Below are 25,058 nucleotides of genomic sequence, written 5' to 3'. Positions count from 1 at the left end.
AATGTGTAAGGTAGTATCTGCTTTACTAAAAGATTATTTTTAACACTTTTGTCTGGATAGACCAAGATGTCGATAAAAGTGCAATTTTGTTTGATGGAAGTTTACGCGTGAGTCGAGACAGTCGTTATATCAGTGTTCATGATGTGAACCCGCAACCTCGCTTGTTACAGCAGGTGGTCGAAATTTTAGAAAAAGATGGTGTGATTGCCTATCCAACAGAGTCGGGCTATGCCCTAGGTTGTTTATTAGAGAGCAAACAAGGTGCTGATAGAATTCGTGAAATTCGTCGTTTAGAACCTAATCACGACTTTACACTTATGTGCCAAGATTTAAGCAATTTGTCACATTACGCTAAAGTGGGCAATGTGCAATATCGTTACCTCAAAAACCATTTACCAGGGCCTTATACTTTTATTTTACCGGCCAGCAGAGAAGTACCGCGCCGTTTGCAAACCCCCAAAAAGAAAACCATTGGGTTAAGAGTGACCCCAAATGTGGTCACCAATGCGTTATTGGCCTATTTTGAACATCCTTTAATCAGTGTATCTCTTATTTTGCCGGGTGAAGATCATCCCATGACAGATGGTTGGACAATCCAAGAAACTTTAGGGCATGCGCTAGATGCCGTTTTGGATGGCGGTTACAGTGGGCACGAGCCGACGACTGTGATTGATTTTACGGAGGATGTTCCGGTGTTAGTTCGTCAAGGACAAGGAATTTTTCAGGAATGATGGATGAGCTGACGCTGATGCAAAAAATAGCCGTATGGACCATTCCGGTTATTTTAGCGATTACAGTTCACGAGGTTGCCCATGGGTGGGTTGCCTCTAAATTAGGTGACAAAACTGCACAAATATTGGGTCGTTTAACCTTAAATCCTATCAAACATATTGATCCGGTAGGGACGATTCTTGTGCCGGCTGTGCTACTCGTTTTAGGTGGTTTTGTGTTTGGTTGGGCTAAAGCTGTGCCGGTGAATATGAACAATTTACATCGTCCTAAAACCGATATGGCTTGGGTTGCCATTGCTGGCCCCGCCTCAAATTTAATCATGGCGATTATTTGGGTATTGATTGCCAAACTGGGCTTAATTCTAGAGCCTAGCATGCCAGGCATAGGGCAATTTTTGACCTACAGTGGTTTAGCGGGTGTGGCGATTAATTTAATATTATTGGTGCTGAATCTGATCCCCATTCCACCTTTAGACGGCAGTCGAGTGTTGTCTGCTGTGTTACCCAATCGCTTGGCTTATACATACAATCGTTTGGAGCCTTATGGTTTTTTTATTATTTTAGGCTTATTATTTTTAGGCTTTCTGGGTCCGATTTTGTCTGGGCCTTATGTTGCAATACAACAATTCTTATTCTCTATGGTTGGACTCTAAAACATGACCGAACAAACATCTACTCATCCTTCTCCTAAAGCACCGACAGTGGCGGGTGAAAAACTTCAAAAAATTCTAGCGCGTGCCGGGTTTGGTTCGCGTCGCTCTGTTGAGGAAATGATCTCTCAAGGTTTGGTTAAAGTGAATGGTAGAACAGCGACTTTAGGTGATCGAGCCATGCCCGCGGATACCTTAAAAGTGAATGACCAATTGGTTAAAGAAACGCGCTTAGAAAAACAAGCCACCAAGGTGATTTTGTATAACAAACCCGAAGGTGAAATTTGTTCTCGTAAAGATGAAAAAGGTCGTGAAACCATTTTTGATCATTTGCCCAGAATTTATAATGGCCGCTGGGTCAGTATTGGGCGTTTAGACATCAATACCGCTGGCTTATTGATTTTGACCAATAACGGCGAACTCGCAAACCGTATGATGCATCCATCCTATGAAGTTGAGCGTGAATATTCTGTTCGTGTGTTTGGAGAAATCACTGAAGAAATTTTAAACAACCTCCGTAAAGGCGTGATGTTAGAAGATGGCATGGCTAAATTTGAACGCATCACGAAACTACCGCAACAAGATGATGACTCCATTAACCAATGGTATAAGGTTATTATTAAAGAAGGGCGCAACCGAGAAGTGCGTCGTATCTGGGAATCGCAAGGCGTTCAAGTGAATCGTTTGATTCGAACGCGTTATGGCAACTTTACTTTACCCCGCAGTCTTCGCCGCTCTAAAACGGAAGAGTTAACTTGGAAACAAGTTAATCAACTGCTTAAAAGTTTAGATTTGCCTGAAGAGCCACGCCCAGATTTGCGTCATGCCGCTACTTTGAGAGAGCGTGAACGCAATCGTAAAGGTCCTAAGTCTTCTGCAAGAAGACCTTCTATTAAAACAACAGCAAAAAAACCAACTCGCCAACATTCTAAGTAAATTGTTGCGGTTTTAAATTCCCTTAGCTGTCTAGCCAATAACCCGCCCTTTCAATTAAGGCAGGTTATTGAGCAACTTCATCTCTCGCAGTTTCTGGCACCCTTTCTGCTTCAGAAGTCTGATTCAGTCATTGCTATCAATTATCTTTCATAAAATCCTCATTAAGGCTTGAATTCAAGTATTGAGATGCTTTTTGGCTTTTTAATTGTGTATTATTACTTATAGTGTTAAATTTGAGCCTTATGAGTTTTGAAGGGTTTGGGTCTAAATTCATTATGCAATCATAATTAATATCTCGAGTAACCTCGGCAGGAGTCCTCCATGGATTGGTTTAAAAACTTAAAAGTAGGTAACAAATTAGGGTTGGGTTTTGGGTTGACGCTCATCCTTGTGACAACCTTATCGGTCATTTCTTATTCTAGTATCAATTCGATGATTCAAACTTCTGGCTGGGTAGACCATACGCACAAGGTGATCCGTGTTGGTGAAAGTTTGTCTGCTTCTATGGTCGATATGGAAACGGGTTTAAGAGGTTTTTTAGTCACTGGCAATGAAGAATTTTTAGAACCCTATTTTGCTGGCGACAAACAGTTTAAAACCTTAGTTCAAAAAGGTGCGGAATTAACCAGCGACAATCCTGCCCAAGTCAAACGCTGGGCCAATGTTGCAGACATGAAAAAACTTTGGCTTGAAAAGTGGGCTGAACCCCAAATTGCACAGCGCAAAATCATTACGCAAGGTGAGAAGTCACTGGCTAACTTCAAGCAGGTGTCTGCGAGATTACTCGGCAAGACTTTGTTTGATGGTATTCGCGTTAAATTGGCGACTTTAGATGCCCAAATCCCCAAAAATAATCTGCATGAAAAGCTTTTATCTAATCAAGCGTTACTTGCCCTAGTGAATATGGAAACCGGGCAGAGAGGGTTTTTGCTTAGTGGTGTTGAGGCGTCATTAGAACCATACATTCAAGGCGAGAAAGACCTCTTGGCTGCTGTCACGGAACTGACTAAGTATTCAGATGCCTATACCAAAAATGTGAATGAGATTCGTCAAGCGGTGTCAGAATGGCAAACCAGAGTGGCTAATGTTGAAATCGATGCGCGTCGTGATATGAACAAATACCCTGTCACAATTGAAAATGTGATTGCTGATATGACTAAAGGTACTGGCAAGCACTATATGGATTTGATTCGTGCAGAAATCAATAATATTGTGGCTGCGGAAGAAAGCTTGATTGTCATCAGAAATGAAGACCAAAAAGCCACCGCCACTTTTGCCAATAACTTCACAATGTTCGGAACACTTTTTGTTGTGCTCCTCAGTATAGTAATTGCCTTGCTCGTGACGCGAACAATCGTAGGCCCGATTCAAAAAATGCGCGATGTTGTTGCGCATGTCTTAAAGTCGGGAGATCTTTCTAGCTCAGTCGATTGCACTTCAAAAGATGAGGTGGGTGAGAGTATTATCGCTTTCAACCAACTCATAAATTATCTGAAAAAAGCGGTAGATGATGCAAACCGTGTGATTGCAGATATTGCAAACGGCAAACTGGATACCCGAATTAAGGCGGACTATTCAGGGGATTTATTGATGTTGAAAAAAGGCGTTAATCAATCGGCTGAATCTATCGAAAGTGTTATTAAAGAGCTGAGCCGTGTGATGGAGTCCATGAAGAACGGGCAATTTAATTTGTCGTTAACGGCTGCTGTGAAAGGTGAATTCTTGACCATGGTTAACAACACGGCTGAAACGACCCAATCTGTTAATGCCAGTATTCGCGCCATTATTGAGGTGATGAATGCGATGCAACAAGGGCAATTTAATCAGCGGGTACTTGTGGATGCCAAAGGTGATTTGCTGACCTTGAAAAACGGCATTAATACTTCGATGGATGCACTAGAAAGTGCCATTAAAGATGTGATTACCATCGTATTAGCCCAATCTAAAGGGGATTTAACGCAACAAATTACTCACCATTATGACGGCGAACTTGGGGTATTAAAGAAAGCAGTGAATGATACCACCAGCCGTTTACAAGAAGTGGTGGCACGCGCAGTGAATGCTGCTGATGTGGTCAATTCAGCTTCTAGCGAAGTGGCGCAGGGTGCGTTAGATTTAAGTCAGCGTGTACAAGAACAGGCCGCGGCTCTAGAAGAAACCTCTTCAACCATGGAAGAAATGAGTTCAGCGGTTAAAAATAACTCTGATAATGCCAAAGAAGCTTCGGATGTGGCGCAAAAGGTTAAGGCCAAATCTTTAGAGGGCTCCAGAGTCATGCAACAAACGATCGATGCCATGAATGAAATTCAAGATTCCAGTCGTAAAATTGCCGAAATTGTGACCTTGATTGACAGCATTGCTTTCCAAACTAATTTGTTGGCGTTGAATGCAGCTGTTGAGGCTGCGAGAGCGGGCGATCACGGTCGAGGATTTGCGGTGGTTGCGGGTGAGGTGCGTAATTTGGCACAAAAATCAGCGGATGCTGCTAAAAATATTACTTCACTCATCAATGAAAGTGTTAGCCGAATTGATCAAGGAACCAAGTTGGCATCTGATTCTGGCGCAGTTTTAACCGAAATCAATGAAGCGGTGGATACCGTCACAGACATGATTGAACATATTTCGATTGCCTCTCAGGAACAACTGACGGGCATTCGCCAAGTCTATACGGCAATCAACCAAATCGATACGGTTACGCAACAAAATGCCGCTTTGGTTGAAGAAACATCGGCGGCCTCGGAAAGCCTAAACGAACAGAGTTCTACCTTGTCGAGTGATATGGCTTTCTTTAAAATCAAAAAATATTAAATCTTATGGTTTGGATTTCGGGTTGAATTGAGATTGCGGTATAGCGTTAAAAAGCCGCTAAAAATGACCAGGCCTGGTTGTTTTTAGCGGCTTTTTTGCGTTTTAAGCGTTGTTTAATAATGCGGTGGCGGCGTTTCTTCGCTGGCATGTTTAATGCCAGAGTCGAGATCAGATTTGAGGTTTTTAATAAACTCAGATAAGAGTCTGATCTGAGTTTGCAACTTTTGAATGTCTTGATGTTGTTTGCCAATCGTGTCGTTTAAACTTTCAAGGGTATCCTCTTGATAGGCAGACTTTTCTTCCAGTTGTTGAATTTTTAGATTCAACGCTTGGATGGTTTGGGTTAATTGCTCAGCCATTCGAGCACCTCTTCAGCCGTTTCAGCAGTGTCTAGCCAACTTAAAACCACACGATCACAAATAGGGGCTTGCAACACCAGTTGTGTATGTTTGAGTTCGTCACGGCGGAAATAGTGACAATCTAGAATATCTCCCACCTGATAGCGTTTTAAAAAATCTTCTAGGCTTTGTGGATTGGTTATCTTGAAATGATTAAGCGCAATAATTTCATCACCCGGTGCCAGTCCAGCTTGGTAAGCCGTTAAGGCTTCCCATACATGGGTGACCTTAACGGTTTGATGCTCGGTGGCCGCTAAATTAGCACCTAGGTTAAGCGGGAATTGAGTTGTATCAGTGGGGCCGCCCAAATCTTTGGCAGAGGTGGCTGGGCGCAGCTCAAAGTCTATGCCAAGTTCTGCAAAGAGTTCTTCAAAGGGCAAATCTTCGGTACCGTACAAATAAGCATCAAAAAATGATTTTAAACCCAGCCCGCTCACTTGAGAGCAGATGGCTTCAATTTCACCTTCTTTTAGACCTTTGCCCGTCAGTCCATAATGCTGCCATAAATAGAGTAAAACGGTATCGAGTGATTTTTCGTTTTGGGTATGTGCCCGAATGGTTAAATCTAAGCCCAGTGCAATTAAGCTGCCTTTGGTGTAATAGCTGATAATGGCATTAGGCGCGTTTTCGTCTTGCTGGTAAAACTTAGTCCAGGTTAAAAAGCTGGATTCTGCAACCGACTGTTTAAAACGCCCCGGCATGCGATAGACACGCGTCATTTCTTTGGCTAAGCGTGTTAGATAGTCTTCTTTAGAAACAATGCCTGCGCGTTGCAAAATCAGCCCATCGTAAAAGGAGGTAATACCCTCAAACCACCAAAGTTGATTGGTATAGACCGGAGTATTTAGGTCGGTGGTTTGATAAATGGCTGGCTGAATGCGTTTAACATTCCAGGTGTGAAAATACTCATGGGCGCAAAGTTCTAGAAATTGAATATAACCATCGGTTCGCTTGGTGTCATTGATATAAGGCAAATCATTGCGGCTGGCCATGAGTGCCGTGGAATTTAAGTGTTCTAGTCCACCATAGCCATCGGCAGTAATCATCACTTGAAACAAATAGGTTTCAATTGGGTAGGGTTTGCCAAATAGATTGAGTTCTGTTTCACAAATGGTTTTAAGGTCGGCTAATAATTGATTTTCATCGAGTTTGTCACGCTCTATTTGGCCTGTGAAAACAATGCGATGTGGTATGCCATTGGCTTCAAATTGTAAATCTAAAAAATTACCCATTTCGATGGGGTATTCAATTAGCTCTCGATAATTAGGAACTAAATAAGTGCCGAATCCTTGTTTATCGGTATCGATTTTGGGCAGGGTTGTCGCAACGGACCAATCATTCATAAACGCATGATGAGAGGGCGTTAGGGAGACCTGACAGGGGGTGTCTTCATGATGGTCGACCGCCATAAATGCCGAAGTGCCATTGATAAAAGCATGGCTCTCATCAAAGTGCGCGCCTCTTACCGATAAATCCCAAGCGTAAACTTGATAGCTAATGTCGAGCCCTATATTTTGCTCGACTTCACTGTCTGATAAGGGTTCAACTTGCCAAGCGTTTTTTGAAATGGCGTGCATACCCAAAGGTCTGCCTTCGGTGGTTTGGGCAAAGGGTTGAATAATGTGTTTAGCAAAGTCGCGAATCATATAGCTGCCAGGAATCCAGTTGGGCAAATGCAAAGTTTGCCCGGTGGGTTCTGGGTTTAAGATTTTAAGACTGACGCTGAATAAATGCCCCTTTGGATCTTCGGGGCAGAGTTGATATTGAATATTTGCGGTAGGCATTTTTTCCTCAGTCTGAAGGTTGATTTTGTTCGGCAGGATCAATAGGGTCTTGTGGCGGTGGTGCAACCGGTGGTTGGCACAGCTTTTTTTGTGCAACCAGTTGTAAGGTTTTAAAGGTGAGATAGCCAATCAGTAATAACACCATGGCCATAGATAACAAGGCTAAGCCTTGATAAACCGGTGAGTATAAACTGAAATACATCACCCAGCTGGCATTCGCAAATGCTGCCAAGGGGAAGGTTAGAGCCCACCATGAAATTGCAAAAGGTAACTTAATCAATCTTGGGGTTTGTGTGATTAAGAAAACAGCAAAGAACAGGGCAATGTAGTACAAAATACGCGCAAAGTTATCGACCAATCCATCGTTGAGCATGACATAGGCTAAAAATCCCATGGCAGGTGGCGCAATAAAAATGAATAAGAAGGGTTCTAAAATTTTGGGCATGGGCGGATGGAAGAAGATGCGGTAAAACACAATAATAAGAAGTGTTAGCCACATGACCAAACCTGTGCTAAAGAAAAACCAGCCGGTTTCTAGGTCGGCAAACATGGGCGTTCCCAGCGGGATAATGATGTTACCCACGGCGGGTAAAAACCACGCGGGGGTCATTTCCCCCAGGTGCCAAGGATTATTGAGTAGCCAAGTGTTTAATAAAACCAGCGTTAAACCAAAGTGCAAAATAACGCCGACAAACCAGAGTATTTGAGCAGCTTGTGGGGTAATGTCTTGAAATAGCAACGAAATGAGCAAAATGCTGATACTGAAAGCACCAAAAAAATGTGCGCCCACAGGATTTTTAAATTCCTTTTTAACCGCCTGCGGAAAACGCGTGCTTTTGACCAGGTATATACTGGTCATCAGCATAAAGAAAACAGCACTTAACAGAGTAAAGGCCAAGCTTAAAGCAGGTGGCAAGCCTAAGACAGGTGTGGCTTTTTGTAGGGCAAGACTAAATCCCGCAACCCCCATGACTGACCCGAATAATGCAATAGGAAAAAATTGTAATCTTGACGCAGGCGTTTCCATAAAAACTCCAAAGTTAAAAATATGATTGCCCATAATTATAGCCCCTGTGTTAGTTTGTAAAGTTGTTTTTTAAATGAAGTTTTGGCGACAGCGCTTTGCAATAATTTCGTATTGGCGGCTTTAGGCTTTATAATGTGCCAACATTTTTTTAACCCGTTTAATAATTTAGGAGATGCTTGTGATTCGCACTCGCTTTGCCCCCAGTCCAACCGGTTATCTGCACATAGGTGGTGTAAGAACCGCTTTGTTTTCATGGCTTTATGCAAAAAAAATGGGCGGCGAATTTACCTTGCGCATTGAAGACACTGATTTAGAGCGCTCCACACAAGAATCGGTTGATGCCATTTTAGAAGGCATGGCTTGGTTAGGGCTTGATTACGACAAGGGTCCTTTTTATCAAACACAATGTTTTGACCGTTATAAAGCCGTAGTACAACAGCTGTTAGACGAAGGAAAAGCTTATTATTGTTATGCCTCGCCAGAAGAACTGGATGAGATGCGTGAACAACAGAAAGCGCGCGGTGAAAAACCGCGTTATGACGGGCGTTATCGTGATTTTACCGGGACTCCTCCGGAAGGCATTAAACCTGTTATACGTTTTAAAAACCCTCTAGAGGGTGATGTGGTGATTGATGATTTAGTCAAAGGGCAGGTGATTATCAATAACCGCGAGCTTGATGATTTGATTATTGCTCGTTCAGACGGCACGCCCACTTACAATTTAACAGTGGTGGTGGATGATTGGGACATGAAAATGACGCATGTCATTCGTGGCGATGACCACTTAAACAATACCCCAAGACAAATTAACCTCTACAAAGCTCTAGGTGCAGAAGTTCCTAAGTTTGCCCACATCCCAATGGTATTGGGTGCTGATGGATCGCGTTTATCCAAGCGTCATGGGGCGGTATCTGTGTTGCAGTTTAAGGAAGAAGGTTTTTTACCAGAAGCTTTACTGAACTATTTAGTACGCCTAGGTTGGTCGCATGGTGATCAAGAAGTGTTTAGTATTGATGAAATGGTGCAATACTTTGACTTAGATTCTGTCAACAGTTCGCCATCCACTTTCGACATGGATAAATTGCTTTGGATTAACCAGCAACATATTCAAGCGGCACCAGCAGAGCACTTAGCGCGTTATTTATCGCCGTTTTTGGGTCAAAAAGAAATTGATTTAACACAAGGCCCAGAGCTTGCTAAGGTGGCGGATTTATTGCGCGACCGTGCTAAAACGCTGGTAGAAATGGCGGATGCCTCGGTTTATTTTTACCAAGACTTTAGTGAGTTTGAAGAGGGTGCTGCGAAAAAGCATCTACGCCCTGTGGCAGAAGAGGCTTTGGCTTTAGTGCAGCAAAAATTTGCAGACCTAGCGGATTGGCAAACTGAAAACATTCATCAAGCCATTCAAGCGGCAGCAGATGAGCTAGAAGTGGGCATGGGTAAAGTGGGTATGCCGTTACGCGTTGCGATAACGGGGGGTGGACAGTCACCTTCGATTGATGCAACGGCAGAACTCATTGGACAACAAAGATGTTTGGCACGCATCAGTATGGCTTTAGACTATATTAAAGTGCGCGCCCAAAACGCCTAAGTTTTTACAATATTGTGAGCATTATCAAAGCGCTCAGGGGTTTTATCCTTGGGCGTTTATTGTATTTAAAGCACTCCGATAAACATTCGTAAAAAAATTGTCATCTTTTGATAAAAATTCTCTTGACCTTATAAAGCCAGTCTATATAATACGCACCCATCAGTTACCTAGCGCAAAACGATGTTTTAAATGGGGCTATAGCTCAGCTGGGAGAGCGCAACACTGGCAGTGTTGAGGTCAGCGGTTCGATCCCGCTTAGCTCCACCAATTTACAATTTGATTTTAAGTTGTAAGCAGGTTTAGTCATCTAATGTGTACTGAATTATCACTAAAAATTACACTAGGCCGTAGTTTGATAATTTAAGTTTGTAATTGTGTTTTTATATAGTGTCCCGTTCGTCTAGAGGCCTAGGACACGGCCCTTTCACGGCTGTAACAGGGGTTCGACTCCCCTACGGGACGCCACTATGCGGGAATAGCTCAGCGGTAGAGCACAACCTTGCCAAGGTTGGGGTCGCGAGTTCGATCCTCGTTTCCCGCTCCATTTTTAGGTCTGTTGATAGGAGTTCCACTAGGCCGGAACGATGAGTATCAATAAACCGTTGGTTGTAATACCAACACTCGATTAAGCATTAATAGTGTTTAATCAATTTTTGCAACTAGTTTGCGATTAGTTTTTTTTTTAAGGTCGAGGCGGACTGAAGGAGCATACACCTGTATGTGACTGATGGACAACGAAGAGATTGGAAAAAATAATCCAAAATAGTGCAATAAATTCGTCCCGTTCGTCTAGAGGCCTAGGACACGGCCCTTTCACGGCTGTAACAGGGGTTCGACTCCCCTACGGGACGCCACATTCTAAAGCCCGCAATGATGAATTTCGTTGCGGGCTTTTTTATTGCCTGTAAAAAACGCTATAATCAAAACCCAATAGAGCAAAGCGGCTTTACAAAAACCTTAAATAAGGCTTTTTAAGCGCAAATTTAACCAGGCCTGGTTAAATTTCTCATGGTTTTTAAACTTTCTGCATAATCCTGCCAATTATTTCGTGTTATTCATGTAAAAGACCTGCTTAAAATTGTAGAATGGCGCAATTCAAAAATTTTTTATTCGGAGTAAAAATATGTCTACAGCAACTTCAGATATCGGTTTAATCGGTTTGGCGGTCATGGGCCAAAACTTAGTGTTGAACATGGCAGATCACGGTTTTAAAGTGTCGGTTTATAACCGTTCTCCTGAAAAAACCCAAGAATTCATTGCTGGTGAGGCGGGTGAAAAAGGGGTTGTGGGCACTTATTCTTTGGAAGAGCTGGTCGGTTCTTTGAAAGCACCGCGTAAAGTGATGTTGATGGTTAAAGCCGGTGCCGTGGTAGATAGCTTTATTGATATGATATTACCGTTATTAGATAAGGGTGACATCATCATTGATGGCGGTAATTCCCTATATACCGACTCTACGCGTCGCACCCAAGCGCTTGCTGACAAAGGTATCTTGTTTGTGGGGTCAGGCGTTTCTGGTGGAGAAGAAGGCGCGCGCACCGGGCCATCGATTATGCCAGGTGGAAACCCTGCTGCTTGGCCTGCGGTTAAGCCTATCTTTCAAGCCATCTCGGCTAAGTCGGGTGATGAGGCGTGTTGTGACTGGGTTGGACCAGAAGGCGCTGGGCATTATGTCAAAATGGTACACAACGGCATTGAATATGGCGATATGCAATTGATTGCGGAAAGTTATCAATTAATGCGCGAAGGTTTGGGAATGTCTGCGGATGAGTGCCATGAAATCTTTGCCGAATGGAACAAAGGGGTGTTGGATTCTTATCTGATTGAAATTACAGCCAATATCTTGACCTTTAAAGATACCGATGGTGCGCCTTTGGTTGATAAGATTTTAGATGCTGCGGGTCAAAAGGGCACTGGCAAATGGACAGGGATTAGCTCTTTAGATTTGGGTATTCCGCTGACATTAATTACCGAGTCAGTTTATGCACGCTGTTTATCTGCCTTAAAAGACGAACGCGGTGTTGCGGCTAAAATTTATCCAAGACAAGCCGCCGTTGCCGTATCAACAGAAGAAAAATCACGCATTTTACAAGCCATTCATGACGCGTTATATGCATCAAAAATCATCTCTTATACCCAAGGCTATATGTTGATGGCACAAGCCGCCAAAGAGTTTAGCTGGGATTTAAACTACGGTGGTATTGCCTTAATGTGGCGTGGCGGTTGTATTATTCGCAGCACCTTCTTAGGTGAAATTAAAGCCGCTTATGATGCTGAGCCAAATTTACAAAACCTATTGCAGACATCTTTCTTCGAGAAGGCCATCAAATCTTCAGAAGCCAACTGGCGTGAAGCGATTATTTTCGGTATTCGTCAACAAATCCCAACCCCAGCGTTGAGCTCAGCCTTGGCGTTTTTTGATGGTTACCGCAGTGCGGTGGTATCAGCGAATTTATTACAGGCGCAGCGCGATTATTTTGGCGCGCACACCTATGAGCGTATTGATGCGCCGCGTGGTGAGTATTTCCACACTGACTGGATTGCGTCGGGTGGCAAAGTGTCTTCAACCACTTACGAGGTTTAATCATGCCACAAGCTTGTACTTATGTGGTGTTTGGTGCCACTGGAAATTTATCGCTCACTAAACTCATGCCAGCCTTTTACCATTTAGAAGAAATGGGGCGCTTGCAAGAAGAAGTGAACATTTTAGCGATTGGTCGTCGTGAATGGTCTCGTGAAGAATGGGTTAAGGTGGCTCGCGAAGCGGTTTCGCCAAAAGCGCGCGGCGGGATTAATGAAACCGTTTTTAAGCGTTTTTGTGATCGTTTGGATTATTTTCAAATGGACATTACCGATCCAGCGGCCTACCAAGCCTTGCAAAAGCATGTTGAAGACTCAAATTGGTCTTGTAACATGGCATTTTATTTATCGCTCGGGCCAGATCAGTTTGCCGGTGTTGTGAAGCAATTAGGTAAATCCGCTTTATTGGACGAAACCCGTGGCTGGAAGCGCGTGGTGTTAGAAAAGCCTTTTGGCTATGATTCTGACAGTGCTAAACAACTTCAGTTACAACTGAATCAGTATTTAAAAGAAGAACAAACCTACCGCATTGACCATTATTTGGGCAAGGGTATGGTGCAAAATGTCATGGTTTTCCGTTTTGCCAATTTAATGATGGAACCCTTGTGGAACCGCAATTATATTGACCACATTCAAATCACGCATGCAGAAGATAAACCGATTGGTACTCGAGCGGGTTATTACGACACCAGTGGTGCGATGCGTGACATGATTCAATCGCATCTTTTGCAGTTATTGGCCTTGGTCGCGATGGAGCCGCCTGCGTCGATGGATGCGGAAGACTTGCGTGATGAAAAAGTGAAATTGTTAAAGTCTATTCGCAGCATTTCAAAAAACAATGTCAATTCTCAAGCTTATCGTGCGCAGTACTCCGAAGGCACGGTGAATGGCAAAGCCGTGCCGGCTTATCTGGATGAACCTGGTGTGGCGGATGACAGTGTCACTGAAACCTATGCAGCTTTAAAAGTTTATATTGATAACTGGCGTTGGGCAGGTGTACCGTTTTATATTCAAACCGGTAAAAACATGCCTAAAAACAAGACTTTGGTTTCGATTTGCTTTAAACATCCGCCTAAGCAATTCTTTAGAGATTCTCAGGTCAAAAAAATGGAACCTAACTGGATAGTGTTTGGTATTCAGCCAGAAGAGTCTATTTGGATTGAAATGACCGCCAAACAGCCTGGTTTAGAAATCAACACCCAACAAATGAGCTTGAATGCCACCATGAAAAAAGAAGGTGAGCAATCTAATGATGCTTATGAAGAATTGTTGTTAGATGTGATTAAAGGCGACCGTTCTTTGTTCTTGCGTTACGACGAAGTGAAGGCGGCTTGGAAAGTGGTTGACCCAATCTTACAAGCTTGGGCTTCAGATGCGTCTTATATTGATACCTATCCTTCGGGTTCTTGGGGGCCTGCGGGATCCAGTAAGTTATTTGATTCGGCGGATCAAGGCTGGCGTTATAGCTTAAAAACAGAAGGCTTGTAAGATGAGTGAAGTTGAAGTGGCGGATGCCAATTTAACCACCTTGCCAGACCATTGGTTGGTTTATGCTGATGCCGCTACTGTGGCGCAGGCAACTGTGGATTTAATTCTAGAGCGCGCAACTCAAGCGATTGCTGAAAGAGGGGCGTTTCATCTAGTGACAGCGGGCGGTACAACGCCGATGGCCTGTTATCGTTTATTAGCGGACTTGACTTCATCAAAAGCGGATATTGAATGGGCCAAATGGTTTATTTATATGGGGGATGAGCGTTGTTTGCCCGCAGACGATCAAGAGCGAAATAGCCTTAATCTTGACCAGGCCTGGTTAAATTTAGGGCAAATTCCGGCACAAAATATCTTTTTTATGCCTGCGGAATTAGGCGCAAGGGCAGCGGCTGCCGCTTATGAAAAAGTGCTCAAAGAGGTGTCTTGTTTTGATGTGGTGATGTTAGGCATGGGTGAAGATGGGCATACCGCCAGCTTGTTCCCAGGCCATGATTACCCAACAGGACAAAAGGTGGTGACGGAATTTAACTCACCAAAAATGCCACCCGAGCGAGTGTCTTTGTCTTTTGAATGTTTGAGCAATGCACGCTTCGTGATGAAATTGGTCACAGGTGCAGGCAAACAACCCGCCGTGCAACAATGGTTAGCGGGTGAGCCTTTACCCATTAGCCAAGTGGTGGGGCAAGAACGCACTGAAGTCTTATTAGATTTTGCGGCGTTGCCGCAATAATTCTTAAATCCTGTCGGGCTTCATTTAATCCATCTATTAAGTTTTGTTAACTGAGTGAGCTTTCACTCAGTTATTCATCGCTTAAAATTGCTTAGGTCGGCTGCGTTAAAATGGACGCTGACTCGACATTCTTAATTTGTTCTATCTTGTCGAGCAAGTTTCCTAAATCAATGGTTTCATCTAATTCAACGGTTAAATGCATGGTCACCGTGCGTTCATGCGGATCAGTTAAGGTATTAGAAGCTGTTAAGTTAATATCGTTTTGCGTTAAGCAATTCATCACATCACGCAATAGGCCTTTGCGGTCAAATGCCAGTAAGTCAATTTGAGCCGTGTAGGTCATAATCGGCTTATCAATACCAAACCAATCGACTTCGATGATGCGTTGTAGTTCTTCGTGGGTTAAATTTAAAATGTTCGGACATTCAGATTTATGAACCGTAACCCCACGCCCGCGCGTCACATAGCCAACAATATCATCCCCTTCATGGGGTTCACAGCAAGGTGCTAAATGCGTTTTAAGCGTGGGAGAACCCACCACAAAAACCGGTTGTTGCCCATTGGGTTTTTCGGCGACCTTATCCAAATCAAATAAGGGGCGCTGCGGCATAACGGGTTTGGGTTGAAGTTGTTTTTGTAAAGCGCTTGCCAGCTGGCGTTCGTTAATTTGGCCTTTACCAATCGCTTCAAAGAACTGTTCTTTGTTATTGACATGAAACTTTTGGTAGAGCGCTTTATAGTCGACTTTTTCTAGGTGTAAGCGTTTGATTTCTTTGTTTAGGAGCGCTTCACCCGCATCGATATTGGCTTCTTTGTTTTGATGATTAAACCAAGTGCGTACTTTGGCACGAGAGCGTGCATTGCCTAAATAACCCAAGTTAGGGTTTAGCCAATTACGATTTGGGCCGCCATTTTTAACAGCAAGCACTTCAACCTTATCACCTGTTTGCAGTTGCGTGGTTAAGGGCATGATTTTGCCGTTAATTTTGGCACCACGACAACCATGTCCGAGATTGGTGTGAATTTGGTAGGCAAAGTCTAACGCCGTTGATCCCACACTTAAGGTGATGATGTCATTGGTGGGCGTCATGACATAAATATGTTCACTGAGTAGTTCAGTGCTGATTTGATTGAGCAAATCTGGGTCGTCGTTGTACTCCAACATTTGACGCACTATATTGATACTTTGCTCTAGGCTGGCATCAATATTTTTACCACCTTCTTTATATTTCCAATGCGCAGCAACACCGTATTCGCTGGTGTAGTGCATTTCGTGGGTGCGAATTTGGATTTCAACGGTCTTGTTCTCAGGGCCATAAATCACCGTATGAATTGACTGGTAACCGTTTTCTTTGGGGCTGGCAATGTAGTCATCAAATTCGCTTTTAACATAATTCCAGCGACTGTGAATCATCCCCAACACTTCATAACACTGAGAAACGGTTTCAACATAAATTCGAATGGCACGAAGGTCGTAAAGTTCATCAATGGGTAATTGTTTTTTGGTCATCTTTTTCCAGATGGAATAGATGTGCTTGGGGCGACCAGAAATTTGGTAAGGAATTTCAGATTCTTGCATTTGTTTTTCAAAAAGCGCAATGACTTCTTGAATATAGGCTTCGCGCCCAATGCGTTTAGAATCTAACTGCTTGGCAATCGATTTATAGGTTTCGGGGTGCAAGTAGCGAAAAGATAAGTCTTCCAATTCCCATTTGAGTTGCGCCATGCCTAAACGGTTTGCTAAGGGTGCAAAGATTAACTGGGTTTCAGTGGCAACCTGAAAGCGCGATTCGTCATCTTCCATTTTAAGATTGCGCATGCGGGCAACCCGATAAGCCAACTTAACAATCATAATGCGAATGTCTGAAGTCATGGCCAATAACATTTGGCGCAGGCGTTCGTTTTGGACTTCGTTGGTTTCTATCTTGGAATGCAGGTCTTTAAACTGATTGAGTTTACGAATACCTTGCACCAGGTTGGCAATATTATCGCTAAAGGACTCACGCAGTTGTTCTATTGGGTAAAAGGGTTCTAAGTTGATGTCACTGAGAAGGGCGGCAATGAGCGTGTCTTTGTCGAGTTTTAAACCCGCTAGAATCAAGGCGACTTCACTGCTAAAGACTTTTCCAACCCGAGGTAGGTTTTGCGCTTCGATTGCGAGCTCACAAGCATGCAACATTTGATCGTTAATCTCGTGCTGGCTAAAAATTTTTTCAGCCATTTGCTGTGCGGCATTCAGCATGAGCGCTTTTTCCTTTTGGTTGCGGGGTAAAACGAAACTAAATTCTAATGGATGGCAAAGTAGTTGCGTATTTTAGTCTTTTTTACTTATTCGACAAAACTAATATATTGATGAACCCATAAACTATAAAACAAGGCATGATTGTCAGGGTGTTCTAAAAACCCTTGTAAAGTGCGTGCCTCAATGACTTTAAAATTACATAGGTGTCTAATAAAGTCGTTTTGAGCATTTTCAAGGGGCCATTCTTGACTATTCACATATAAAGCCACTTGTTGATCAAACTCTGCATAGGCAAAACGACAAATTTCATCACGCACGATACCAGTGGCATCATAAGCAGCGCTGATTAAGGTTTCCATGTCGGGCGCTTCATCTTCATCTAAAGGCGTAGGTAATAATCGATTGGCGCCGTCATCCAGTTGCGTGGCAAAACGACCAAACCAGCGTTTCATGGCCATATCATCATTGAGTGCGCTTTGTAACAAAGTTTTAGCCTGTTGCCATGCGCCATCGGTGACTTGACCGGGCGATGCGCCATTCCAGTTAGGGTCTTGGTAAAGGGTTCTAAAAGACTCAGTTTCGGCGAGATAATCACCAAAGCTGTCCCAAAGTTCAATGCCACGATAGGTGCGATAACCTACTGAGAAAGTCATGCAATCGTCGGTTAGGCCAACGCCATGATGTCCCCATTTTGGCGGAATATAGAGAATATCGCCTGTTTCAACGATGTATTCGTCTTCGACCACATAGTTTTGCATTAAGCGTAAGTCAACGCCCTTAATATAGTTAGATTCGTCACAATCTTGTGCGCTCAACATCCAGCGACGCTTGCCTTGGGCTTGCAGTAAAAAGACATCGTAATGGTCAAAATGTGGGCCTACATTACCGCCTTCGGTGGCGTAGCTGATCATAATGTCGTCGATGCGCCATTGAGGGATAAAGTCAAAATCTTTGAGTAAGTCTGCCACTTCTGGCAACAGACGGTCCATGCCTTGTACCAACAGCGTCCAGTTTTTTTCGGGTAGAGATTCGTAAGTATCCTCATCAAATGGCCCAGTTTGCAGTTCATAATCGGTCGCCGAGTGTTGAATGACGATACGGCTTTCCACTTCTTCCTCTAGGGATAAACCAGCAAGTTCTTCAGGACTCACAGGCGTGATGAAATTGGGCAGGGCATTTTTAATGAGCAGGGGCTTTTTTTGCCAGTAGTCAGATAAAAAGGTTTTTAAATCAACTTGTTGAAACTGAATCATGGTGTTTTCCTAGAACGAAAAAATATGGCAAAAAAAGGGAATTTTTAAACAAAAAACCACCAGACCTGGTGGTTTTTAGTTATTTTGGGTTGATATTATAGCATCAAATTGAACCCATATAGAGCAAGACCTTTCCCCATTTAAGCTTGGGGATAGGCCATGAGCAATTTAATTCACACGCCATTTTTTACGCATATCTAAAATGTGCGGGAACTCATTATTGGGTGGAAGTTCAATATATCTAAATGCATTTTGAGGGTTATTAACTTCAATATGGGTTTCTGCTTCGCCTCGTAAAAATAAATCTTTGGGTTTATCTTCTTCTTTTGGTGTGTGAGCGTTTTGAGGATAGCTCAAATCCCAGAAGCGATTGATTCGACGCGATTCTGCTTCATAGGAATTGACCGGGTAGGAATCATAACTGCGACCACCTGGGTGCGATACAAAATAAGTGCATCCACCAGCGGACTTGCTATTCCAAGTATCGACAATATCGAAAACCAGCGGTGTATCAACCCCAATCGTAGGATGCAGTGCAGACCAAGGCTGCCAAGCGCGATATCTTACGCCACAGACAAATTCGCCTTTTTTGTCGGTCGCCACCATGGGTACTTTCACGCCATTGCAAGTGACAATATATCTGGCATCATTAAAGTCATTGATTTTGATTTGAACTCTCTCAAGAGATGAGTCTACATAGCGCGCGGTTCCACCACTGCCCATTTCTTCGCCAAGGACATTCCAAGGCTCTATGGCGCTTCGTACCTCGATGTGCATTTTGCCAACGGTGACCATGCCGTAAAGTGGGAATCTAAATTCAAAAAATGGATCAAACCAGTCTAATTTAAACGCATAGCCATGATCATTCAGAAAGTCGACGACTTCTGCCATGTCTTGTTTAACATAGTGCTCCAGTAAAAATTTATCGTGAAGTTGGGTGCCCCAACGCACCAGATTGTGTTTGTAAGGGTTTTTCCAAAAGACAGACACCAGCGCGCGAATTAACAACATTTGCACCAGACTCATTTGCGCATGAGGCGGCATATCAAATCCTCTAAACTCCAAAATCCCCAGTCTGCCACTGCTTGAATCTGGAGAATAAAGTTTGTCTATGCAAAACTCACTTCTATGGGTGTTTCCAGTGATATCTGTTAAAAGATGTCTGAAAAGTCTATCGGTTAACCAAAATGGCACTTCACCTTCAGGAATCTGGCTGAAGGCAATTTCAAGCTCATACAAGTTTTCAACTCTGCCTTCATCCACTCTAGGGGCTTGACTGGTTGGCCCGATAAAAGCGCCTGAAAACAGGTAGCTCAAACTGGGATGATGCTGCCAAAAGGTGATTAAGCTACGCAACAAATTAGGGTTTCTAAGTAAAGGGCTGTCGGCGGGCGTGACTCCACCGATGGTGACATGGTTACCTCCGCCTGTACCGGTATGCTTACCATCGAGCATAAACTTTTCAGTGCCAAGTCTGCTCAGTCTGGCTTCCTCATAAAGGTCGATGGTATTTTTTGTCAGATCGCTCCAAGAGCTGCTTGGGTGGGTGTTGACTTCAATCACTCCGGGATCTGGCGTAACTCTTAGAACTTCAATGCGATTGTCTTTGGGCGGTTCATAGCCTTCTATAACCACTTCAATTTGCATCTCTAAAGCCGTTGCTTCAATACAGGCAATCAAATCTAAAAAGCTTTCTGTGTCGGTTAAAGGGGGTAAGAAAATATAAATTTTGCCATTTCTTTGTTCAACGCAAAGCGCCGTACGGACGAATTTTGAATAAGTATTGTTAAGAGTGGTTTTTTCAGATGCATCTTTACCACGAGCGACCACTTGATCAAAGTAATCACCTAAAGCCCCATTGTCACCAAACAAATTTGGCTCAAAAGATTTTTCGAGCTCAATATGGGGTTTTAAAAGTAAAGAGTTGATGGGAAGTCGTAAACCAATAGGAGAGTTTCCAGGGGTTAGAAAGAGCTTGCCGCGTTTCAATTCCCAGCCACAAGTAATCCATTTTGTCAGCTCCCAATTGAGTGGCAATACATAACCCATCTCCTCGTCAAGTCCAATGCTCAAAACTTCAGCCAATTTTTGTCGAGCAATATCATCTTTGAGGTTAAATTCCTTGGCATTGTCATCGAGTGGCAACTTCATTTCAGTCGCTAAATATTCAATGGGGTCTTCAAAAACAGGTAAAACATTTTGTGCACTAATCCCCAAATAACGACATAAAACCCCCATAAAGTTTTTGGCATCCTCGGTGGTGTAATCATAGGTTTCGTTATTACGGGCTAAAAGGTGCGGATTTTGCCAAATCGCTTTACCATCTTTGCGCCAAAATAAACTCATCACCCATCTAGGAAGGACTTCACCGGGATACCATTTTCCTTGAGCTTGATGAATTAAGCCACCGGGAGCAAAACGCTTCCAAAGTCTTTGTGTCAAAACATCGGCAAGTTCGCGTTTATGTTCACCATCAGCCTCGGTGTTCCATTCGGGGGATTCCATATCGTCGATGCTGACAAAAGTGGGTTCTCCGCCCATGGTTAATCTCACATCACCCTCTAGCAAATCTTGATCGACTTGAAAGCCAAGATTATAAATCGCTTGCCACTGTTCATCTTTATAGGGCTTGGTGATTCTAGGGGACTCAAAAATTCGCGTGACGTGGTTTGAAAACTCAAACTCAACCTCACATTGATCCGTTGCGCCCTCGACAGGGGACGCTGAATTGTAGTGGGGCGTGCAAGCGAGCGGAATATGGCCTTCTCCGGCAAAGAGTCCACTGGTGGCATCCAGTCCTATCCAGCCGGCACCGGGAACATAAACTTCTGTCCAGGCATGTAAGTCGGTGAAATCTTCCGCAGGCCCACTGGGGCCATCGAGTGATTCAACATCGGCTTTCAGTTGCACTAAATAACCCGATACAAATCTGGCAGCCAAACCAAGATGTCTTAATACTTGAACAAAAAGCCAAGCATAATCACGACAAGAACCGGTTTTGTGTTTTAGGGTATGTCTACAAGTTTGGACGCCTGGATCCAATCTTATCGTGTAGTTTAGGTGTTGATAGATGGTTTGATTGATATAGACTAAAAAATCTACTATGGGTTTTTTTTCTGTGCTGATGTTTTTGACAAATTTTAGAAGTTTTTTATCACTTTCATCGACTTCTAAATAAGGTAATAGTTCTTTTTTTTGCACATTTGAATATTTAAATGGAAAATGTTCTGCACTTTTTTCGACAAAAAAGTCAAAGGGGTTAAGGACTTTCATATCGGCAACGATATCTATCTCAACACTGAGTTCCTCAGTCTGTTCAGGGAAAACTACTCTCGCTAAATAATTGCCAAAGGGGTCTTGTTGCCAATTAATAAAATGATTTTTGGGGGAAATATTCATTGAATAGGATTCGATATGCGTTCTGCTATGAGGTGCAGGTCTCAGTCTAAAAATGTGTGGAGACAGGGAAACTTTACGATCGAATTTATACTTGGTTTTATGGGAAATCGCCACCTGCAAAGCCATTTTGTAGTCCTTTTGTAGTTTTTTGGATTGTTCATCCACATTAATAACCTTCGCTTTTAAATGAAATTAAAAAAATTTGATTTAAATCTGCAGAGGTCTCTTAAAGGCAGATGAAGTGTCATGGAGTCTGTAGAGCTTATGTCAATCAGCTGATTTTTTAAGTTCGACAGGCTCTAAGAGTCTGGAAAGTGAATTTGGATACCTGCAGCCTTGCAGGGAATTTATTATGAAATTATTGTAGCACGCCCTAACGCAAAGAAGATTAAGGCTTGCTATGAGTATTAAAAAAAATTTTTAATCAGTCAAAATTGCGCCTAAAAACAACCAGGCCTGGTCATTTTTAAGCGCAATTGATACGTTTTTTAGACTAACGGCCTTTTAACATGGTCAATGCCAATTCGATATTGGCAGCTTGTTGACCTGCGTTACCAATATAGGTGGCGGGCGTTAGGTTGCGCAAATAGGTTTTGGCTTCGGGTGGTAAGCCTTCCAGTCCATCAATAAAATTCTGCATGATTTCTTGATTAACCTTTTGACCACGCGTTAAATCTTTTAAGCGCTCATAAGGTTTCTCAAACGCATAACGGCGCATGACTGTTTGAATGGCTTCGGCTAAAACTTCCCAGTTATTGTTTAGGTCATCTGCCATGGCCTGGGCGTTGACTTCTAGTTTGCCCAAGCCTTTCAAAGTGGCTTGTAAAGAAATCATGGTGTGAGCAACCCCTACACCCAGATTGCGCAACACGGTCGAGTCGGTTAGGTCGCGCTGCCATCTTGAAATTGGTAGTTTTTGACCCAAGTGATCAAAGATGGCATTAGCAATCCCCAAGTTACCTTCGGAGTTTTCAAAATCAATGGGATTCACTTTGTGAGGCATGGCAGATGAGCCAATCTCGCCAGCAACGGTTTTTTGCTTGAAGAAACCAATCGAAATATAGCTCCACACGTCACGGTCAAAATCAATCAAAATGGTGTTGAAGCGCTGCATGGCATGGAAATATTCAGCAATGTAATCATGCGGTTCAATTTGAATGGTGTAAGGGTTCCATGCTAGTCCTAAACTTTGTACAAATTGTTCTGACAATTCATACCAATTAATGGCTGGGTAAGCGGCTAGGTGAGCATTATAGTTGCCCGTTGCGCCATTAATTTTACCCATGATTTGCACATTCATCAGTTGTTTCACTTGACGCTGCAAACGGTAAGCAACATTGGCAAATTCTTTACCCGCGGTGGTTGGCGAGGCAGGTTGTCCGTGGGTGCGCGACATCATAGGAATGTGAGCCATGTCGTTTGCCATTTCAGCAATTTTGTCGATTAGCTTTTGCATTTCTGGCACGATGATGGTGGCGCGAGCGTCTTTTAACATCAGCGCGTAGGCTAGGTTGTTAATGTCTTCAGATGTACAAGCAAAATGCACAAATTCGCCCACGGCTTGAAGTTCAGCGTTACCCGCAAAATGTTCTTTAATTAGGTATTCAACCGCTTTCACATCGTGGTTGGTGGTGCGTTCAATTTCTTTAACGCGTTGCGCCATTTCTAGGCTGAACTCATCAACCAATTTAATTAAATGGTTTTCTGCTTCACTGCTTAATTTAGGGACTTCTGAAATGCCAGGATGGTTGGCTAACATTCTGAGCCAAAAAACTTCGACCTTAACACGATTTTTAATCAATCCAAATTCACTGAAAACTTCTTTTAGATTGCTTAAGCGAGCGCCGTAGCGTCCATCAACGGGAGAAATGGCGGTTAATTCAGAAAGTTCCATGGCGGGTCCTTGTTATGCTTGTGTTCAAAATTGAAAAATTGCGTCGGATTATACCGTAATTTTGCCTCTAGTTGAATGGCGCGGCGGTAAATCGTTTTTGTCTGAAAAAACAGGGTTTCGTGAAAATGATAAGATATTTCTTAAATAGAGTCCGTTAGGAGGCAATATGTTGAGATTGCAGGCAAATATTTTATGGGTGGCGTTAGTCAGTTTAAGTGGCGGCCTAGTGGCATGCAGTCATTCTGAGTCTTCTAACGCGGTGGCGATGACTGCAGAACAACGCAAATTGGATGAAAAACAGATTTCTCTCGCCATACGCGCCTGTTTACATAAGCAGGTTGCTGAGGTGGAACATTTAGCGGATACCGCTGAAGTGGTCGGCAAACGCTTGAGAGAGCGTTGCGAAGTGCCTTTTGCGGCGTTACGACAAGCCAAGTTAGGGTATGTGGATGTTCCAGATATTCAAAATCCGCCGCCCTTAGTGGTTGCGGATGAAGAAGCCATTTGCGTAACCATGGTGCAACGCTTCCGTGAAGCACAGCGCAAAGCAGTGCAAGAGCGTTTGCGTCAAATGCCACACGGTTGGTCGCATCCGCCCATTCCTAGAAAGCCCGAAGAAAATCCCAGTGTTGAAAAACCCGGTTATCTATAAGATTTATTAATTCGACTCTAGGGTAAATTCATAAAAGGGTTTTAAAAGTCCCTCAAACCAATAGTTGGCAATCAGTTCTGTGTCGCTCACCTTAAAGTCATAACCCAAGGCAGATTGGGTTGTGATGTCGTTGAGTTTGATAGGCACGCCTTCCCAGCGAATCGTTTCTGTGACTTGCATCGGATAAAAACCATCTAAAAAACGACGCATATAAGGCCCGCGCAACATTTTGTAGTGTTTGGGGCTGAGTTGGTTGAGCACTTTTGTTTTGCCAGAGATGCAAATTTGGGCATTTTTTTGAATGTCTTTAAGGGTGATATGGTCTTCTGCGGTTTCAATGCTGCCGATGAGTTGGCTACTGATCACTTTAAGATTTTGAGTGCGGTTAACCCCATAAACAATTTCAACTGCAATACGGGGGTCGAGTTGGTAATGGCATTGGCTAAAATCAATCCAACCGCTTTTTAGGCTGTCGGAATTGAGTGTTAAGGTATTTTCTAGTCGATATTGATTGAGCGTTTTATCTGGGGTGACCCAACGAAGTTCACCACCACTGATTTCTCTAGCTTGTGCGCTAGAATCATCTTCTAACCAAGCTCTTTCTTCAGGAGATAGGTCATCAGTTTTTTGTGGGTCATTCGCCAAGCCGTTGAGCGACACGAAGAGCAAGCCAAAAAAGACTAAATGAATTTTGAATGGGCTGTTTAGGTTCATGATAGTGCTCCTTTGCTGGCTTAAACTTTAAATGATTGTAATTGAAACTTTCATTTAATCTCAGCGATGATTGTCTAAAAAGACCTGCATTTAACAATCATTCTTTACACACCTTGTTTTAAAAGGGTTGAGTTGATAGATTCTGTCAAAGATTTTCAAGGGTTGCTAAAAATTTTGT

The 25,058-nt window shown here is 43.2% G+C and carries 17 protein-coding genes and 4 tRNA genes; 13 read left to right on the top strand and 8 right to left on the bottom strand.

Translation table 11 applies throughout. The annotated features are described in order from the left end of the window. Window positions 1–107: 107 nt before the first annotated feature. The 4 genes from THMIRH_RS07280 to THMIRH_RS07265 all read left to right on the top strand — a co-directional run bounded on the left by THMIRH_RS07280 (window position 108) and on the right by THMIRH_RS07265 (window position 5,125). Entirely contained in the window at window positions 108–731 is a 624-nt protein-coding gene (locus tag THMIRH_RS07280) for an L-threonylcarbamoyladenylate synthase (RefSeq protein ID WP_173291461.1), read from the top strand. Further along, window positions 731–1,384 carry a site-2 protease family protein gene (locus tag THMIRH_RS07275; protein ID WP_173292433.1) on the top strand — a complete coding sequence of 218 codons (654 nt, stop codon included), beginning with the start codon at window positions 731–733 and terminating at the stop codon, window positions 1,382–1,384. Before THMIRH_RS07280 ends, THMIRH_RS07275 begins: the two co-directional genes overlap by 1 nt. A gap of 3 nt (window positions 1,385–1,387) precedes the next feature. Continuing rightward, a complete protein-coding gene (gene rluB, locus THMIRH_RS07270) occupies window positions 1,388–2,317 on the top strand; it encodes a 23S rRNA pseudouridine(2605) synthase RluB (protein WP_173291460.1) in 930 nt (309 codons plus the stop codon). Between the two features lie 321 nt (window positions 2,318–2,638). After that, window positions 2,639–5,125, top strand: coding sequence for a CHASE3 domain-containing protein (locus THMIRH_RS07265; RefSeq protein ID WP_173291459.1), 2,487 nt, complete (start codon window positions 2,639–2,641; stop codon window positions 5,123–5,125). A gap of 113 nt (window positions 5,126–5,238) precedes the next feature. On the opposite strand, the gene THMIRH_RS07260 is transcribed toward THMIRH_RS07265, so the two are convergent. Genes THMIRH_RS07260 through THMIRH_RS07250 form a run of 3 tightly spaced genes read right to left on the bottom strand, consistent with a single transcriptional unit; the run spans window position 5,239 to window position 8,334 of the window. Continuing rightward, a complete protein-coding gene (locus tag THMIRH_RS07260; RefSeq protein ID WP_173291458.1) occupies window positions 5,239–5,484 on the bottom strand; it encodes a SlyX family protein in 246 nt (81 codons plus the stop codon). Next, complete coding sequence (locus tag THMIRH_RS07255) at window positions 5,469–7,307, bottom strand: M61 family metallopeptidase (RefSeq protein ID WP_173291457.1); 1,839 nt, start codon at window positions 7,305–7,307, stop codon at window positions 5,469–5,471. The genes THMIRH_RS07260 and THMIRH_RS07255 overlap by 16 nt, the downstream gene beginning before the upstream one ends. Before the next feature lie 7 nt (window positions 7,308–7,314). Beyond that, window positions 7,315–8,334 (bottom strand): SLAC1 anion channel family protein, encoded by a 1,020-nt coding sequence (locus THMIRH_RS07250; RefSeq protein WP_173291456.1) that lies wholly within the window; start codon window positions 8,332–8,334, stop codon window positions 7,315–7,317. Between the two features lie 178 nt (window positions 8,335–8,512). On the opposite strand from THMIRH_RS07250, the gene gltX reads away from it, so the two are divergent. From gltX to pgl, 8 genes are all read left to right on the top strand, one after another. Beyond that, window positions 8,513–9,925, top strand: coding sequence for a glutamate--tRNA ligase (gltX, locus tag THMIRH_RS07245; RefSeq protein ID WP_173291455.1), 1,413 nt, complete (start codon window positions 8,513–8,515; stop codon window positions 9,923–9,925). A gap of 191 nt (window positions 9,926–10,116) precedes the next feature. After that, window positions 10,117–10,192: transfer RNA gene (locus THMIRH_RS07240), tRNA-Ala, on the top strand. Between the two features lie 122 nt (window positions 10,193–10,314). Then, window positions 10,315–10,390, top strand: a tRNA-Glu gene (locus THMIRH_RS07235). 4 nt (window positions 10,391–10,394) lie between these two features. Beyond that, window positions 10,395–10,469 (top strand) — tRNA-Gly (locus tag THMIRH_RS07230). 234 nt (window positions 10,470–10,703) lie between these two features. Continuing rightward, window positions 10,704–10,779: transfer RNA gene (locus THMIRH_RS07225), tRNA-Glu, on the top strand. A gap of 269 nt (window positions 10,780–11,048) precedes the next feature. Beyond that, window positions 11,049–12,509: a decarboxylating NADP(+)-dependent phosphogluconate dehydrogenase gene (gnd, locus tag THMIRH_RS07220; RefSeq protein ID WP_173291454.1), complete on the top strand. Its 1,461-nt coding sequence runs from the start codon at window positions 11,049–11,051 to the stop codon at window positions 12,507–12,509. 2 nt (window positions 12,510–12,511) lie between these two features. Beyond that, entirely contained in the window at window positions 12,512–13,993 is a 1,482-nt protein-coding gene (gene zwf / locus THMIRH_RS07215) for a glucose-6-phosphate dehydrogenase (protein ID WP_173291453.1), read from the top strand. Window position 13,994: 1 nt separating this feature from the next. After that, the gene (gene pgl / locus THMIRH_RS07210; RefSeq protein ID WP_173291452.1) at window positions 13,995–14,726 is read left to right on the top strand and encodes a 6-phosphogluconolactonase; all 732 of its coding nucleotides are present in this window, start codon (window positions 13,995–13,997) and stop codon (window positions 14,724–14,726) included. 91 nt (window positions 14,727–14,817) lie between these two features. On the opposite strand, the gene THMIRH_RS07205 is transcribed toward pgl, so the two are convergent. From THMIRH_RS07205 to purB, 4 genes are all read right to left on the bottom strand, one after another. Continuing rightward, window positions 14,818–16,968: a RelA/SpoT family protein gene (locus THMIRH_RS07205; RefSeq protein WP_173291451.1), complete on the bottom strand. Its 2,151-nt coding sequence runs from the start codon at window positions 16,966–16,968 to the stop codon at window positions 14,818–14,820. 86 nt (window positions 16,969–17,054) lie between these two features. Beyond that, window positions 17,055–18,221, bottom strand: a complete 1,167-nt coding sequence (locus tag THMIRH_RS07200; RefSeq protein WP_173291450.1) for a cupin domain-containing protein — start codon at window positions 18,219–18,221, stop codon at window positions 17,055–17,057. A 168-nt stretch (window positions 18,222–18,389) separates the two neighbouring features. Continuing rightward, window positions 18,390–21,746, bottom strand: a complete 3,357-nt coding sequence (locus THMIRH_RS07195) for a transglutaminase family protein (RefSeq protein ID WP_173292432.1) — start codon at window positions 21,744–21,746, stop codon at window positions 18,390–18,392. A gap of 367 nt (window positions 21,747–22,113) precedes the next feature. Further along, entirely contained in the window at window positions 22,114–23,514 is a 1,401-nt protein-coding gene (gene purB, locus THMIRH_RS07190; RefSeq protein ID WP_173291449.1) for an adenylosuccinate lyase, read from the bottom strand. Window positions 23,515–23,680: 166 nt separating this feature from the next. Between purB and THMIRH_RS07185 the strand changes: the two genes are divergently transcribed. Further along, the gene (locus THMIRH_RS07185) at window positions 23,681–24,166 is read left to right on the top strand and encodes a hypothetical protein (RefSeq protein ID WP_173291448.1); all 486 of its coding nucleotides are present in this window, start codon (window positions 23,681–23,683) and stop codon (window positions 24,164–24,166) included. A gap of 6 nt (window positions 24,167–24,172) precedes the next feature. Here THMIRH_RS07185 and THMIRH_RS07180 read toward each other — a convergent pair whose 3' ends face one another. After that, window positions 24,173–24,880, bottom strand: coding sequence for a hypothetical protein (locus THMIRH_RS07180; protein WP_173291447.1), 708 nt, complete (start codon window positions 24,878–24,880; stop codon window positions 24,173–24,175). Window positions 24,881–25,058: the final 178 nt, after the last annotated feature.

It is taken from the genome of Thiosulfativibrio zosterae (assembly GCF_011398155.1).
In the GTDB taxonomy this organism is placed as follows: Bacteria; Pseudomonadota; Gammaproteobacteria; order Thiomicrospirales; family Thiomicrospiraceae; genus Thiosulfativibrio; species Thiosulfativibrio zosterae.
Note: the sequence above shows the minus strand (reverse complement) of the source record. Positions and strands in the feature narration are given on the sequence as shown.